Here is a 15,626-nt window from a genome sequence, read left to right as displayed (position 1 = left end):
AGGCCCGCTTATGCGGGCCTTTTTTTATGCCTTACGCTGCGTCTCCCGCCAGATGCGCCAGGCCATGCCCGCCAGCAAAATCACTCCCGCAATCAGCACGCCCCATACCAGCAGCGTGTTCATCCTGCTCTCTCGCTCGGCCGCGGAGGTAGCGGTCAGACGCTCCTCGCCGCCTAACGCGACATTATCCTGAATATCGGCCTGCGGCAGGTTCGCCATATCATAGTTCTTGCGCAGATCGGCCGGGATCAGCATATCGGGCTCCACGCTGGCCTGCTTAGCCGCTCCATTGCCCCAGGCGAGCACGTACGGCGCTTTCCCCTGCGCGTTGAACACCAGGTCATAGCGATCGCGATGGCCCGTGACGCTCGGCAGGTATTCCGGCAGACGCGCATTCAGCGTCGTGATTTTCACGGCCTGCACCAGCCCTCCGTGAAGCGAAACCGGGGGCGACGTTTTTCCCTCAAGACGGTAAAGGACCTCTTTCTTCAGGGGGTGCCATGCGTCTTTCTCCGTACTCCGCCACGCTATCTCGACGGGAAGGACGCCATCGCCGTTCAGTGAAATGCTGACAGCACTCAGCGGCTGCGGTCGCGCCCAGTGCCACTGCGCTTCGCTTGTCGATAGCTGTTCCCCTTCGCCCTCAAGGTCGATAGCTTCCGGGGCCGCCTGGGCAGGTGCGCTGATTGCGTTTACGCCGGTCAAGTTTATCCCCTGACTCTGCGCATTCAGCACCACCATGAGATAGCGATTCGCATCGGGAGATAAAACCGTATCGGTATCGATCCGATCGAGCTTAAGGCGATCCTTGCCGCTGACGACGTCCAGCAAGGGCATATCCTCGCGCAGGGTATACCAGCGCTTAAGATCCTCGCTGTAATAGACCGACGCCGTTCCCTGCCACGGCATCTGCGGGGTATTCCAGAGCAGCTGCAGCTGGGATATAGCGATCTCGCCCGTCGCCTTTTCCGGCAGGGTCAGCAGATAATGTTGCCCGGCTGCGGCGGCTTTTTGCCCCTCCAGCACAATCTCAACGCCGTTTCGGGAACGGAGCAGGATCTTATCGCTGTCACCGGATCCTTGCGAAGCCGCAAGCGGCGAGGCGTCCAGCGGGAAGAGGCGCAGCGCGGTGGATTGCGCTGGCGCCTGCGGACGCGTCGCGCTGACCAGGCTGAAGGGAACCGGCTCGCCCGACTGGTTAAAGATGCGGACATCATGCAGATCCGGCGACGAGCTCTGCTCATAGACGGCGAGCGGCAGCAGCACCCGATACCACTGGGAAGGAACCGACGTATCCAGTGAAAGACCAAAGGCATAGTCCCGGGGCGATTCCGTTTGTCCCTCGTCGCAAAACGCCGGGCCGGAAAGCGCCAGCAGCGCGGTACAGGCTACCGCTTTCATCCATTTCATTTTTCATCTCCTGTTTTGGGCGGTAGCGGTGAGAAATACCCCACGATCAGAACCAGTATCGCCACGCCGATAAACGCCACCGCGCGCGACAAACCGCCTCCGCCCGCGCTGTCCACCAGCATCAGTTTAACCATCACCACGCCCAGCAGCGCGGCACCGCAGAGCCACTCCTGCCGGGAAGCCCGACGGGTGGCATGGATCATGACCACCAGCGCGCTCAGCATCCAGAACAGGGCAAAACTGGTCTGGATAAGCCGCGAATCCCACAGCGATGCCATATTCCAGGCTACATCGCCGTACCAGGCCAGAGCGCGCATCAGTGCACCGTTTAGCCACCAGAAGCCAAACGCCATAATCGCGACGGCGGGCCACGGACGCGCTTGCGCAAGCCATGCCGGATAGTAGCGATCTACCGCCCGATAAAAGACCACCAGCCCCAGCAGCGCGAACGCCGCGCCTTCCTCAAGCGGGTTTACCAACGGCAGCCAGGTCTGACGATAGACCACGCCGTCCTGGAAATTGGTCACCACCAGCAGTACCAGCAGCGCCACGACGGCAGGGATCGGCGCCAGGCAGGCGTAGAGCGCAGGCCACTCCCGGAACGGCCACACGCGACGCCGTACGGCTGCAGAAAGCGCCATAATCACCCCGCCGCCTGCGGCCATCGCTAATCCGCTGCCCCAGGCCGCCATGCCCCACGGCAACGACCGGGCAAACCAGTAAAGCTCGGCGGCCAGCGCCAGCAAAATCATCCAGAACAGCGACAGATGCAGCCCCATCGCGATGCGCGGCAGGAGTCTTTCACCGTCGCGCCGCAGCAGCATCAGCGCGGCAGGAAGCGCAACGCACCAGGCGAGATTTGACCAGCCGGCGGCAACGATCTGCTGGTGCCAGAGCTGATAACCCACCATCAGCAGCATAACCGGCCACAGCAGCCATTTACTGACATCCAGCTCCCGCCACGCCAGACGAGCAGCCGCCTGCCGCCAGCCCCAGGCCGACGCCGCCGTCAGCGCCAGCACGCCTGCGAGAATCGGCAATTCGTGCTTCAGCACCATCCGCGACGCGCCCAATAGCGCCACGAGCCAGAACAGCAGCCCGCCTGCCAGCAGCGCCCAGCTGACCGGCAGAAAGAGAGCCCGCCACAGCCAGGCCGCAGCCAGCCAGCAAAGGCTGAGGATGGCGAAGATAAGGAGCAGGCTCAGGGACGTAACACCATTCGTTTGCGCCCACAGCGCGCTGCCGAGCGCCAGCACCAGCAGCGCCGTCCCGCTATAGCTCATGCGACGCTGGTGCTGCTGCACGCCCAGCCAGAGGATACCCAGCCCTTCCAGCGCCCAGGCCATCGCCGTCCAGCGCGCCGACAGCGCCAGCGGAATGGCGAGCGTGGCGAACCCGCCTCCGATGGCCAGCGCCGCCATGACCAGCGGTCGTCCGAGGGAGGGATAGCGCCGCAGCGCAAGGAACGCGAGGGCCAGATAAAATGCGCCGTATCCCAGCGCGCTCAGGGCCGGGCCATATTCCCAGTGCCGGGTCATGCCGTACTGCATCCCGAAACCGATCAGCGGCGGGGCAAACAGCAGCACGCCGTCAATAATTTGCTTCCCTTTCTCCTGCGCCCGCAGCGACAGCGCCACGCTCAGGACGCCGAATATCAGCGTATTGGCAATCAGGAACAGCTGGCAGACCCAATAGTCTTCAGGCTGGTAGTCACTCAGCCCCCACAGGCCGCCCACGCCGAACGTAAACAGCAGCCCGAGCAGATTCAGCTCGCGCCAGTGCTGCCAGATACTGATAACGAGAATGCCGATGGAAAGCAGGAGATAGAAAGAGAACAGCGCGACAAAGCTGCCGCCCCCGGTAGACAACAGCAGCGGCGCAAGATACCCGCCGAGGCTCGCCAGCATGGCAAGGCTCAGCGCCTTTTGCAGCACCGCCAGCCCGACGCTCGCCGCGCAAATCACCACCAGCAGCGCAAAGGCCAGCGTCATCGGCAGCATTTGCCAGAGCCGAAACGCGCCAAACACCGTCAGGTAGAGCACGCCAGTCGCCCCGCCCTGGAGGATCAGCGCATAGACGCGCTGTTTGTGCCGCAGCCGCCACCCCACCGCCAGCAGAACGATGGCAAACAGCGCCGTTGCCACGAGGCGCAGCTCAAGCGGGAACAGGGAGTGTTCGACGGTATAGCGCAGCAGGAATGAAAGACCGAGGAAGAGCAGCAGGATCCCAAGCTTCGCCAGCGGGTTACCCTGCATGAACCAGCGCACCAGCGACGTCAGCATGCCGCCAAAGGCAGAAGGCTGTTTTGCCGCAGGCGCCGGGGCCGGGGCGGGTTCTGCCACGGCTGTGGGAGTATCGGAACGCCAAGGGTCGACAGGCGCGGGAGCGTCCTCTACCGCCGGCGCGGTCACAGCCACTGGCGCGGTAGGCTGCACCGGCTCCGGCGCGCTTTCAGGCACGCCGCGCTGCTCAAGCGCCTCAATGCGCTGTCGCAGCAGGGCGATCTCCTGTCGCGCCGCCGTACTTCGATTAAAGCCAATAACCGCAAGCACGGGCGCAACCACCAGCGCAAATACCAGGAACAAACAGCCAAGGATGTAAAGCTCGTCCATGTTTCCACCTTCACCGTAAACGATCTGTTAAGATTGACACAAATAGTTGCATTTACGCCATCTTAAAAGGTGGAAACATTAGCAGGTCTTAGCTGCCGAACCAGATCGTCGCGGATACCGCAGGCAGCGCCAGCACGCCGTCCTGTATCGTCGCCTTGCCCTCTTTATTCTTCCACGCCGCCACCTTCAGCAGCGGTGAATCATCCAGCACCACTTCGCAGGCCTCGCCCCGGTTGATCGCCACCAGCACGCGCTGCTGGTTATAGACGCGAGCAAACACCACCACGTTATCGTGGCCGTATACCACCTGGCAGCCGCCGTAGCGCAGGGCGAGACTCTGCTTACGCAGCCTCGCCAGCCGCTGATACAGGCTGAACAGCACCTTGTCCTGCTTCTCTGGCTCCCACGGGAAGGTTTTGCGGCAGAACGGATCGTTGTTGCCGTCCAGCCCCACTTCGTCACCATAATAGATGCACGGCACGCCCGGCCAGGTGAAGAGCCAGGTCACCGCCAGCGGCAGACGCGCCACATCCTTGCCGAGCAGGGATTTAAAGCGGGCGGTATCGTGGCTATCGAGCTGGTTGAACATCCGCAGCTGCTGCTGATGGGACAGGCCGGCGCGATAGTTCTCCATCCACGCCATGCAGGTTTCAGCGTCGATATGATTCGGGTCGTAGGAAATATCGGTGTTAGCGAGGAATCCCCACAGCGGGAAGGTAAAGCCGCGATAGTTCATCGCCGCATCTTCCGCATCGTTCTGCAGCCACTGGCGCGCGTCGCCGAAGTGCTCGCCAAAGACGAACGCCTCCGGCTGGGCCACTTTCGCCGAACGCGTAATCCCGGCGACGTGCTGAAGGTTATTCCGCGCCCCGCCCGCTTCGCCGAGCATATGCACCACGTCCAGCCGCCAGCCGTCCATATTCCACGGCGCCTTTAGCCAGTGACGGACGATGCTGTCTTCACCGCCGTAGATTTCATTCACGAGCGTTGGCGACTGGAAATCCAGCTTCGGCAGGCTGGCGTAACCCAGCCAGTCCAGCGCGCGGCCCTCCTCGTTAAAGCTGTACCAGTCGCGCTGCGGCGACTCCGGGTTATGACATGCCCCGCCCATCGACTGGTTATGGCGGTCAAACCAGGCGTGCGAATCTCCGCTGTGGTTGAACACGCCGTCCAGAATCAGGCGCATGCCTTCGTTTTGGGTGTTCTTGCGCAGGCGCAGCAGCGCCTCGTCACCGCCAAACTGTTCGTCAACGTGGCGATAATCCTCTGTATCGTATTTGTGCACGCTCGGGGCTTTAAACACCGGGTTGAGGTACAGCGCCGTCACGCCGAGCTTTTTCAGGTACGGCAGCTTTTCGCTGATGCCGTCGAGATCGCCGCCGTAAAACGTCGAGCCGCCCGCCTGTGCGGTTAAGGGCTCGTCCCACGCTTTCAGGATAATGTCGTGGCCCGCCGCATGGTGGTGATAGATCTTATCCTGGTCGGCGGTGCGTTTTTCGCTGCGCGCAAAACGGTCCGGGAAAATCTGGTAAAACACCTGATCGTTAACCCACTGCGGGCCGCTATCCGGGTAATCGACCGCAAACTGCTCCAGCCGTGCGGGCGGGAAACGGCTAAACCCCTGCGGGGTAAACCACAGCTGGCGGTTATTCCACAAAAGCTTAAAGCTGTAACGGCGGCGCGGCTGTCCGCTGCGCAGATCGATATTCGCCCGCCACGCCGTGATCCCCGGCTGCGGCTGGCTGCGCAGCCTGTGCATTTTCAACCCGGTCTCTTCGTTATCTATTTCGGCGCGAAGCGTCACGCGTTCAGGCTGATTTTCCCCCGCCAGCCAGAGCGTAATCACAAGGTTGTCTTTGTTTTGCTTAACAAATGGGGCAACCGGAAGGTGCCAGGCGTTTAACATCACGAATCCCCTCTGATGAAATTGACGTCACCTTGCCACAGGGTGGTTAAGGATAGCTCACCATGACGTGATTTATTGGGGGAGGAGGACGGGGGAGGAGGTAAAAATCCCCTCTCCCACAGGGAGAGGGAATAAAAATATTACTGCGCTTCCGCCAGCTGACGGTCACGGCGGCATTTAAACACCCAGCCCACCAGCAGCAGGACGATCCACGCGCAGCCCACGTACAGGGAAATGCGGGTATCCGGATGGTAGCCAATCAGGCCAATGATAAACACCAGGAAGATCAGCCCGACGACGGTGGTTGCCACCCCGCCAGGTACTTTGAACTTCAGCGCTTTCGCCTCATCCGGCGACAGGCGGCGGCGGAACGCAATCTGCGACAGCAGGATCATGATCCACACCCACACCGTCGCGAAGGTCGCCAGCGATGCGATCACCAGGAAGACGTTCTCCGGCATGATGTAGTTCAGGTAAACCGAGAACAGCAGCGCTACGGTCATCACCACAACGGTTACCCACGGCGTGCCGCGGCGTGAGGTTTTGGCGAACACCTTCGGCGCACTGCCCTGCTCCGCCATGCCGTGCAGCATACGGCCCACGCCAAAGACGTCACTATTGATCGCGGAAAGCGACGCGGTCAGCACCACAAAGTTCAGAATGCTGGCCGCAAAGGCAATCCCCATATGCTGGAAGGTCAGAACAAACGGGCTACCGTTGGTGCCCACCTGATTCCACGGATAGATGGACATGATCACGAACAGCGTGCCCACGTAAAACACCAGAATACGCATCGGCACCGAGTTGATGGCGCGCGGAATGGATTTCTCCGGATCTTTCGCTTCCCCGGCGGTGATACCGATAATCTCGATACCGCCGTAGGCGAACATCACCATCTGCAGCGACATCACCATCCCGAGCCAGCCGTTGCTGAAGAAGCCCCCGTTGCTCCAGAGGTTGTGAATACCGGTCGGCTGCCCGCCGTTGCCAATCCCCCAGATGATGATGCCGAAACCGGCCACGATCATGATGATGATGGTGGCGACCTTGAAGAAGGAGAACCAGAACTCCAGCTCGCCGAACACCTTCACGCTCATCAGGTTGACGGCACAGATTATTAGCACCACGCTCAGGACCCAAATCCAGTGCGGTACCGCCGGGAACCAGACGCCCATATAGATGCCAAACGCCGTCACGTCGGCAATCGCCACAATCAGGATTTCGAAGCAGTAGGTCCAGCCGGTGATAAACCCGGCCAGCGGGCCGAGGTTTTCCTGCGCATAGCGGGAGAAAGAGCTGGCGGACGGGTTGTGAACCGACATTTCGCCGAGGGCGCGCATGATGATATACGCCGCCACGCCGCCGATAATGTACGCCAGCAAAACGCTGGGACCGGCCATTTTGATGGCATCTGCCGAGCCATAAAAAAGACCGGTACCGATAGCAGAGCCCAGCGCCATAAAGCGGATGTGGCGCGTGCTCAATCCACGTTTAAGTTTGTTAGTGCTTTCCATTTAAATCTTGCCATTCAACACGAAAAAAACAAAAAACCACGGGGCCTTAAGCCCCGTGGTTAAACAGTTTGTTGCCGTTGATTAATGAGCGTTCGATGCGACCTGACGCCCTGCAGCACGGTCCCAGATAATCGCCAGAACCAGTGCAACAACGGTAGGCATCAACCAGGCCAGACCCTGCTCGGACAGCGGCAGACGCTGTGTCCATGCCGGCAGTATGTGCGCGAAAGCTGATGCTTTAATCCCGTCAAGGATACCAAAAATCAGGCTGATAAACATGGCTGGCGCAATAATTCGTGAAGAGTTGTTCCACCACGGGCGAGTAAAGCTCAGCACCACCAGCACGATACACGGCGGGTAAATTGCCGTCAGCACCGGAATAGAGACCTGAATCAGGTGGCTCAGACCGAGGTTAGACACTGCCATGGAGAAGATACCGAGGATAAACACCAGGGTACGGTAAGAGAGCGGCAGATACTGCGCAAAGAACTCTGCGCAGGCGCAGGTCAGGCCAACGGCAGTGACCAGACAGGCCAGGAAGATGAGCGCTGCCAGCAGCATACTGCCCGCACCGCCGAAGGTGTGCTGAACGTAGGCGTGCAGGATAGCCGCACCGTTGGCGTTCTGCTCAACCAGCATGGCGCTATCGGAACCCAGACGGAACAGCGCCAGATAAAGCAGCGTCAGCCCCACACCGGCCATCAGACCGGCCCAGATGGTGTAGCGGGTCAGCAGACGCGCTTCGGTCACACCGCGGGAACGCGCGGCGTTAACGATAACAATACCAAACACCATCGCGCCCAGCGTATCCATCGTCAGATAGCCGTTCACAAAGCCGTTAGAGAACGCGGCGTTTTTATAGGCGTCCATCGCGTCGCTAATCGGGCCCGCTGGCCAGACGATGGCCGCAACCGCCAGAACAATCAGCGCCACAATTTTCAGCGGAGCCAGGAAGTTACCCACGGTATCCAGCAGTTTGCCCGGATAGAGAGAAACCAGAATCACGATCGCGAAGTAGATCAGGCTGTAGATGAACAGCGGCATCGCACCGTCACCGGTCAGGGGAGCAATCCCCACTTCAAAGGAAACGGTCGCGGTACGCGGGGTGGCAAACAGCGGCCCCACGGCCAGATAGCAGACGGTTGCCAGCAGAACGCCCGCCACTTTGCCAATCGGGGTGCTGAGGCTATCCACACCGCCGCCGACTTTCGCCAGCGCGACGACGGTCAGAACCGGCAGACCCACGGCAGTAATCAGGAAACCAAACGCGGCGGTCCAGACGTGTTCACCCGCCTGTAAGCCAACCATTGGAGGGAAAATGATGTTGCCTGCGCCAACGAACAGCGCAAATGTCATAAAGCCCAGCGCGATGATGTCACGCGATTTTAAGTGATGGGTCATAAAACCTTACTGCCTGTGGATGTGGTGTTGAAAACATTGAGATTTTCGATATCCCTGACGGGACGATACAGCCGAAAATTTGCTCAATTTCAGCGGGAAATGCTCCCGTCCTGGCGTGGAGAAGAATAGTTTTTCGATTTACCACGCAAATACAGTCGGTCTGACAGTATCTGGGGCGCAATTTAAACGCTTATAACGTTTAAAGGCAAGGTGGGATCGTAAAACCAGAACAATATGCCAGCATGAAAACACACGTCAGAACAATACGCTATTTATAAGAAAAACCCATGGCTAATCATGCGAACAAAAAACAGTCAGCCGTATAAAATTCACTCGCGTTTCGCCTGGCTGCAAAGCAAACGGGCCAGCAGACGCTGACCCGTGGAAAGGTAAAATGACACGCCTGCCGTCAGGCGATCTTTTTGGCAATTAATCGTTCCGGGATAACGAAGCTGAAGCGGGTTCCTTTACCCAGCGTACTCTGAATATCGAGACGGCTTTCATGGTGATTGACCGCGTGTTTCACAATTGCCAGCCCCAGGCCGCTTCCGCCTGTTTGCCGGGATCGCGCCTTATCCACACGGTAAAAGCGCTCGGTCAGACGCGGAATATGCTCAGGCGCAATCCCCGGCCCGTTGTCTTCCACGCTAAACTCAGCCCCCGTTTGGGTATGCTGCCAGCGCACCACGATATCCGTCCCCTCCGGCGTATGATTCACGGCGTTATACACCAGGTTGGAAATGGCGCTACGCAGTTCATCTTCGCTGCCCAGCACCTTCAGCGTGTTGTCGACGTCAAAGGTCAGGTGATGCTTTTTGTGGCTTAACGTCTGCGCTTCACGCTCCACGACCCGCAGCATCATCGGGACATCAATAGTGTCATTTAGCGCGAGCGTTGGCGCCGCTTCAATCTTCGAGAGCGTCAGCAGCTGCTTCACCAGCCCTTCCATCCGGTGCGTTTGCTCGCGCATGGTGTGCAGCGCTTTTTCACGCGGCGCGCCTTCAAGCGTTTGCTCCTGCATCATCTCCAGGTAGCCCTGAAGCACGGTTAGCGGGGTTCGCAGTTCGTGGCTGACGTTGGCGAAGAAGTTGCGACGCGCCCCTTCCAGCTGGTACATCTGGGTGACATCGCGCGCCACCATCAGCCACTGCTTATCGCTGTAAGGCATCACGCGGATTTCCAGATGGCGACCATTATTGAGCTTCAGATTGTGCGGACGGCTAAAATCACGCTTTTTCAGATACAGCGTGAACTCGGGATAGCGCAGAAGGTTGAGGATATTCTGGCCATTGTCGTCGGGCCAGCGCAGGCCCAGCAGCTGTTGCGCCAGGCCGTTACACCAGAAGATGGTCCCTTCTTCGGTCGTCAGGATCACGGCATCCGGCAGCGACTCTGCACCGCTGCGAAAACGCTTAATCAGACTTCCCAGCTCGCGGCGGCGCTTTTTATTACGCATCTGCATCTGATGCAGACCGTACAGCAGCGGCTCCCAGCTGCCGCTTCCCGGCGGCGGCGTCATACTTCGGTCAACCCACAGCCACCAGGAGAGGCGCAGCAGGTTCCAGAAATGCCAGATCAGCAGCCCGGTGACCGACGCCAGCAGAAACCACGGCAGGTGTCCAAGAAAGGCCCCCAGAATGAAGGCCGGAATACAGCATAAGATCAGTTCAAAGACGAGCCTTTTCCATGACAGACGTTCCAGCACGCGTCACACTCCTGTCATTGTTCAGAAACGGGTAGAAAAACGATAACCCGTGCCGCGGACCGTCTGCACCATGCGATCGTGGCCGCTCAGTTCCAGCGCTTTTCGCAGGCGGCGAATATGTACGTCAACCGTCCGGTCTTCGACATACACGTTAGTTCCCCAGACGTTATTCAGCAACTGCTCGCGGCTGTACACGCGTTCCGGGTGGGTCATAAAGAAGTGCAGTAGTTTAAATTCGGTAGGCCCCATGTCGAGGGGATTTTCACCGGTCATCACGCGGTGCGAGGTGGGATCAAGGCTCAGCCCCTGCATTTCTATCACCTCTTCCACCGCCATCGGCGAAATACGGCGCATCACGGCTTTAATGCGGGCAACCAGCTCTTTTGGGGAGAACGGTTTAGTAATGTAATCGTCCGCGCCGGTCTCCAGACCGCGCACGCGATCCTCTTCTTCTCCGCGCGCCGTGAGCATCACAACCGGGATGTCGCGGGTCAGCGCCTCACGCTTCAGGTGTTTGATAAACTGTAGTCCGGAGCCGCCGGGCAACATCCAGTCCAGCAGAATCAGATCGGGCCAGGGTTCATTCAGCTGGTTCACTGCGCTGTCATAATCTTCCGCTTCAACCGGCTGGAAGCCGTTTTGCTCGAGCACGAAGCACACCATTTCACGAATTGGAGCTTCATCTTCTACGACCAGAATACGTCTCGCCATACTTTGCCCTGTCTTATCTTATTTACGTTACAAGTTTGTAATTCGGCGCCATTATGCGTCAGATTTATGACAGATTTATGAAAAACAGTACCACGATAACGGGCAAACCGTTGTTTTATTACAGCGGTTATTTTCCCGTCTCTGAACGTTTATAATCCTGCTTTCTCTTTTTTGCCACGGATCAGCTATGCGCATACTTCACACCTCGGACTGGCATCTGGGTCAAAATTTTTACAGCAAAAGCCGTGCGGCTGAACATGAAGCGTTCCTGAACTGGCTGCTGGAAACGGCCCGGACGCACGAGGTGGACGCGATTATTGTGGCGGGTGACATCTTTGATACCGGCTCGCCCCCCAGCTATGCGCGTGAACTGTACAACCGCTTCGTGGTGAATCTGCAGCAAACCGGCTGTCATCTGGTGATTGTCGCCGGCAACCATGATTCCGTCGCGACGCTCAATGAATCCCGCGACATCCTGGCATTTCTCAATACCACCGTCGTCGCCAGCGCCGGGCACGCCCCGCAGATCCTGAAAAAACGCGACGGCACGCCGGGGGCGGTGCTGTGCCCCATTCCCTTTTTACGACCGCGCGACATCGTGCAAAGCCAGGCGGGGCTGTCGGGCGCGGAAAAGCAGCAGCATCTCCTGCAGGCCATCACCGACTATTATCACCAGCAGCACGCCGATGCCTGCGCCCTGCGCGGCGACCAGCCGATTCCGGTGATTGCGACCGGGCATCTCACCACCGTCGGGGCCAGTAAAAGTGACGCCGTACGCGACATCTATATCGGCACGCTGGACGCCTTTCCGGCGCAGAACTTCCCGCCAGCCGACTACATTGCGCTCGGACACATTCACCGGGCGCAGATCGTCGGCGGCAGCGAGCATATCCGCTACTGCGGCTCGCCAATTTCGCTCAGCTTTGACGAAACCGGCAAAGCCAAGTCCGTCCATCTGGTGAGCTTCTCAGACGGAAAACTTCACGCCGTCGAGACGCTGGAGGTACCCGTCACCCAGCCGCTGGCGGTGCTGAAGGGCGATCTTGACGCCATTACCGCCCAGCTTAAGCAGTGGCGCGGGGCAGCGCTTAACCCGCCGGTCTGGCTGGATATTGAAATCACCACCGACGACTACCTGCACGATATGCAGCGAAAAATTCAGGCGCTGACGGAAGATTTACCCGTCGAAGTTTTACTGGTGCGCCGCAGCCGCGAGCAGCGCGAGAAAATTCTGTTAAGCGCTCAACGCGAAACGCTCAGTGAGCTTCGGGTTGAAGAGGTGTTTGAACGCAGGCTCTCGCAGGAGGAAATTGACGACGCGAAGCGCGAAAGGCTCAGCGAACTGTTCAGCCATACCCTGCATGCGCTCAATGATGAGGAAGAAAACGCATGAAAATTTTGAGCCTGCGCCTGAAAAACCTCAACTCCCTCAAGGGGGAGTGGAAAATTGACTTTACCGCGGAGCCGTTTGCCAGCAACGGGCTGTTTGCCATTACCGGCGCGACCGGGGCAGGTAAAACCACCCTGCTCGACGCCATCTGCCTGGCGCTTTATCACGAAACCCCACGCCTGCAGAAGGTCTCCCAGGCGCAAAACGACCTGATGACGCGCGACACCGCCGAGTGCCTGGCCGAAGTGGAATTCGAGGTAAAAGGCACCGCCTATCGCGCCTTCTGGAGCCAGAACCGCGCGCGCAACCAGCCGGACGGAAACCTGCAGGCGCCGCGCGTGGAGCTGGCGCGCTGCGAAGATGGCAAAATCCTGGCCGACAAAGTGACGGATAAACTGGAGCAAACCGCCGCGCTCACCGGGCTGGACTATGGCCGCTTCACCCGCTCCATGCTGCTCTCACAGGGGCAGTTTGCCGCCTTCCTTAATGCCAGGCCGAGCGATCGCGCTGAACTGCTGGAAGAGCTGACCGGCACCGAGATCTACGGCCAGATTTCCGCCATGGTGTTTGAAAAACACAAAGCCGCCCGTAGCGTGCTTGAAAAGTGCGAGGCGCAGGCGGCGGGCGTCGTGCTGTTGAGCGAAGAGCAACAGCAGCAGTTACAGCAAAGTTTGCAGGCACTTACTGACGAAGAGAAAACCCTGCTGGTTCAGCAGCAAAGCCAGCAGAAAGATTTTCAGTGGCTTACGCGCCATGATGAGCTTGTACGCGAGCAACAGCGCGTCACCGCGATGCAGCAGCAGGCGCAACAGTCGCTGACGAACGCTGCGCCAGAGCTGGCAAAGCTCCAGCTCGCTCTCCCCGCAGCCCAGCTTCGACCGCTTTGGGAGCACCAGCAGGAGCAAACCGCGCGTCTGACGCAAACCCAGCAGCGAATTATCGAAGTAAATACTCGCTTACAAGCCAAAACCGCACTGCGCGCGCGGATCCGTCATACCGCCCAGCGGAATCATGAGCAGCTTCAGACCGAACTGACGGCGCTGGCGCAGTGGCTGGCGGAGCACGAACGCTTTCGCCTGCTGGGGCAGGAGATTGCCGGCTGGCGCGCCCAGTTCTCGCAGCTTAACCGCGATAAAACGCAGTTAGCCTCGCTTGCTGCGCGGATGAGCGAATTACGCAACAGGCTGGCTGAGATGCCGGAAAATGCGCTGACGCTGACGGCAGATGAGGTCAGCGCGGCCATGGAGCAGCAGTCCCGGTCACGCACGCTGCGCCAGCGGCTGACGTCGCTGCATGCCCGCTATCAGCCGCTGCAAAAGCGCCTGCGCCAGAGCGGTGAAAGCGTGCAGAAGGCCCAGGCCGATCAAAATAAACTCAATGAAACGCTGACGCTACGCCGCCAGCAGTACAAAGAGAAACACCAGCACTATCTGGACCTTAAAGCCCTGTGCGAACGTGAAGCGACGATTAAAGATCTGGAAAGCTATCGTTCCCGGCTTGAGGCAGGCAAACCCTGTCCGCTGTGCGGTTCCAGCGAGCACCCCGCCGTTGCGCAATACCAGTCTCTTGAGCTGACGGATAACCAGCGCCGCCGTGATGCCCTGGAAAAAGAGGTAGCCGCGCTTAAAGAGGAAGGCCTGCTGGTACTGGGACAGGTTAATGCCCTGACGCAGCAGATCCAGCGCGAGACTGACGAAGCGCAGACGCTCTCTCAGGAAGAGCAAGTGCTCACTAAAGAGTGGATGGAGGCCTGCGCTTCCCTGAACATTGCTTTGAATATTCAGGAAGATATCACGCCATGGATGAACGAGCAGGAACAGTACGAGCGCCAGCTCTATCAGCTCAGCCAGCGTCTGACCCTGCAAAACCAGCTAAACGAGCAGGAAGTGCAGGAGCGACAGTATCAGCAGATTCCGGACGGCTGGCGCGACGTGCACGACGAATGCGTGTCGCTACAAAGCCAGCTCAGCGCGCAGCAGCAGCAGGAAAAGCTGGAGCAAGAGCGCCTGCAGCAGTCGCAGACGCAGTTCACCGCGGCGCTCGCAGCGAGCTGCTTTACCGATCGGGACGCGTTCCTTGCCGCGCTGCTGGATGACGACGCTATTCGCCACCTCGAACAGCTGAAGCAGTCGCTGGAAAGCCAGATACAGCAGGCCGCGGCTCTCTCCGGCCAGGCTAACCAGCAGCTGCAAGCTCATCTGGCGCTGCGGCCGGAAGGGCTCAGTGCCGATGCCCCCACGCTGCAAAGCCAGCTGCAGCAGCTGGCGCAACGGCTTCGCGAGAACACCACGCATCAGGGCGAGATCCGCCAGCAGCTTAAGCAGGACAGCGATAACCGTCAGCACCAGCTGGCGTTGATGCAGCAAATTGAAGAGGCCGCGCGCGAGGCGGACGACTGGGGTTATCTGAACGCGCTGATCGGCTCCAGCACCGGCGACAAGTTCCGTAAGTTCGCGCAGGGGCTGACGCTGGACAATCTCGTCTGGCTTGCTAACCAGCAGCTTAACCGCCTGCACGGGCGTTATCTGCTGCAGCGCAAGGCCAGCGACGCGCTGGAGCTGGAAGTGGTTGATACCTGGCAGGCAGATGCGGTTCGCGATACCCGCACGCTCTCCGGCGGCGAGAGCTTCCTGGTCAGCCTGGCGCTGGCGCTGGCCCTTTCCGATCTGGTGAGTCATAAAACGCGGATCGATTCTCTTTTCCTGGATGAAGGGTTCGGCACGCTCGACAGTGAAACGCTGGATACCGCGCTGGATGCGCTCGACGCGCTGAACGCCACCGGGAAAACCATCGGCGTGATCAGCCACGTTGAGGCAATGAAAGAGCGCATTCCGGTGCAGATCAAGGTGAAGAAGATCAACGGGCTAGGATACAGCAGGCTGGATAAGGTGTTTGCAGTGGAATGAATGGGAGGAGGGGGCGGGCATCAGACCGCACCCTGGCCCTCTCCCACAGGGAGAGGGAATAAACACTATTA

9 protein-coding genes are annotated in these 15,626 nt (G+C 59.3%); 2 read left to right on the top strand and 7 right to left on the bottom strand.

The features are described from left to right. Positions 1–24: 24 nt before the first annotated feature. The 7 genes from LA04_RS02945 to phoB all read right to left on the bottom strand — a co-directional run bounded on the left by LA04_RS02945 (position 25) and on the right by phoB (position 11,259). Entirely contained in the window at positions 25–1,410 is a 1,386-nt protein-coding gene (locus LA04_RS02945; RefSeq protein ID WP_047650420.1) for a DUF3999 domain-containing protein, read from the bottom strand. Further along, positions 1,407–4,022 (bottom strand): DUF2339 domain-containing protein, encoded by a 2,616-nt coding sequence (locus tag LA04_RS02940; protein WP_047650419.1) that lies wholly within the window; start codon positions 4,020–4,022, stop codon positions 1,407–1,409. The genes LA04_RS02945 and LA04_RS02940 overlap by 4 nt, the downstream gene beginning before the upstream one ends. A gap of 88 nt (positions 4,023–4,110) precedes the next feature. Then, positions 4,111–5,928: a maltodextrin glucosidase gene (gene malZ / locus LA04_RS02935; RefSeq protein WP_047650418.1), complete on the bottom strand. Its 1,818-nt coding sequence runs from the start codon at positions 5,926–5,928 to the stop codon at positions 4,111–4,113. 140 nt (positions 5,929–6,068) lie between these two features. Further along, on the bottom strand, positions 6,069–7,442 hold the full coding sequence (proY, locus tag LA04_RS02930; protein ID WP_008503261.1) for a proline-specific permease ProY: 1,374 nt from the start codon (positions 7,440–7,442) through the stop codon (positions 6,069–6,071). An 81-nt stretch (positions 7,443–7,523) separates the two neighbouring features. Next, entirely contained in the window at positions 7,524–8,843 is a 1,320-nt protein-coding gene (gene brnQ / locus LA04_RS02925) for a branched-chain amino acid transporter carrier protein BrnQ (protein ID WP_023310545.1), read from the bottom strand. Between the two features lie 409 nt (positions 8,844–9,252). Continuing rightward, positions 9,253–10,548, bottom strand: a complete 1,296-nt coding sequence (phoR, locus tag LA04_RS02920; RefSeq protein ID WP_047650417.1) for a phosphate regulon sensor histidine kinase PhoR — start codon at positions 10,546–10,548, stop codon at positions 9,253–9,255. A 21-nt stretch (positions 10,549–10,569) separates the two neighbouring features. Then, complete coding sequence (phoB, locus tag LA04_RS02915; protein WP_008503265.1) at positions 10,570–11,259, bottom strand: phosphate response regulator transcription factor PhoB; 690 nt, start codon at positions 11,257–11,259, stop codon at positions 10,570–10,572. Positions 11,260–11,446: 187 nt separating this feature from the next. Between phoB and sbcD the strand changes: the two genes are divergently transcribed. Beyond that, positions 11,447–12,652: an exonuclease subunit SbcD gene (gene sbcD / locus LA04_RS02910; RefSeq protein ID WP_047650416.1), complete on the top strand. Its 1,206-nt coding sequence runs from the start codon at positions 11,447–11,449 to the stop codon at positions 12,650–12,652. Next, complete coding sequence (gene sbcC, locus LA04_RS02905) at positions 12,649–15,555, top strand: exonuclease subunit SbcC (protein WP_047650415.1); 2,907 nt, start codon at positions 12,649–12,651, stop codon at positions 15,553–15,555. The genes sbcD and sbcC overlap by 4 nt, the downstream gene beginning before the upstream one ends. The last annotated feature ends 71 nt before the right edge of the window (positions 15,556–15,626 follow it).

Origin of the sequence: Enterobacter sp. UCD-UG_FMILLET (assembly GCF_000762975.1) — a bacterium.
Classification (GTDB): Bacteria; Pseudomonadota; Gammaproteobacteria; order Enterobacterales; family Enterobacteriaceae; genus Enterobacter; species Enterobacter dykesii.
This window is presented reverse-complemented; position numbering and strand designations above follow the sequence as displayed.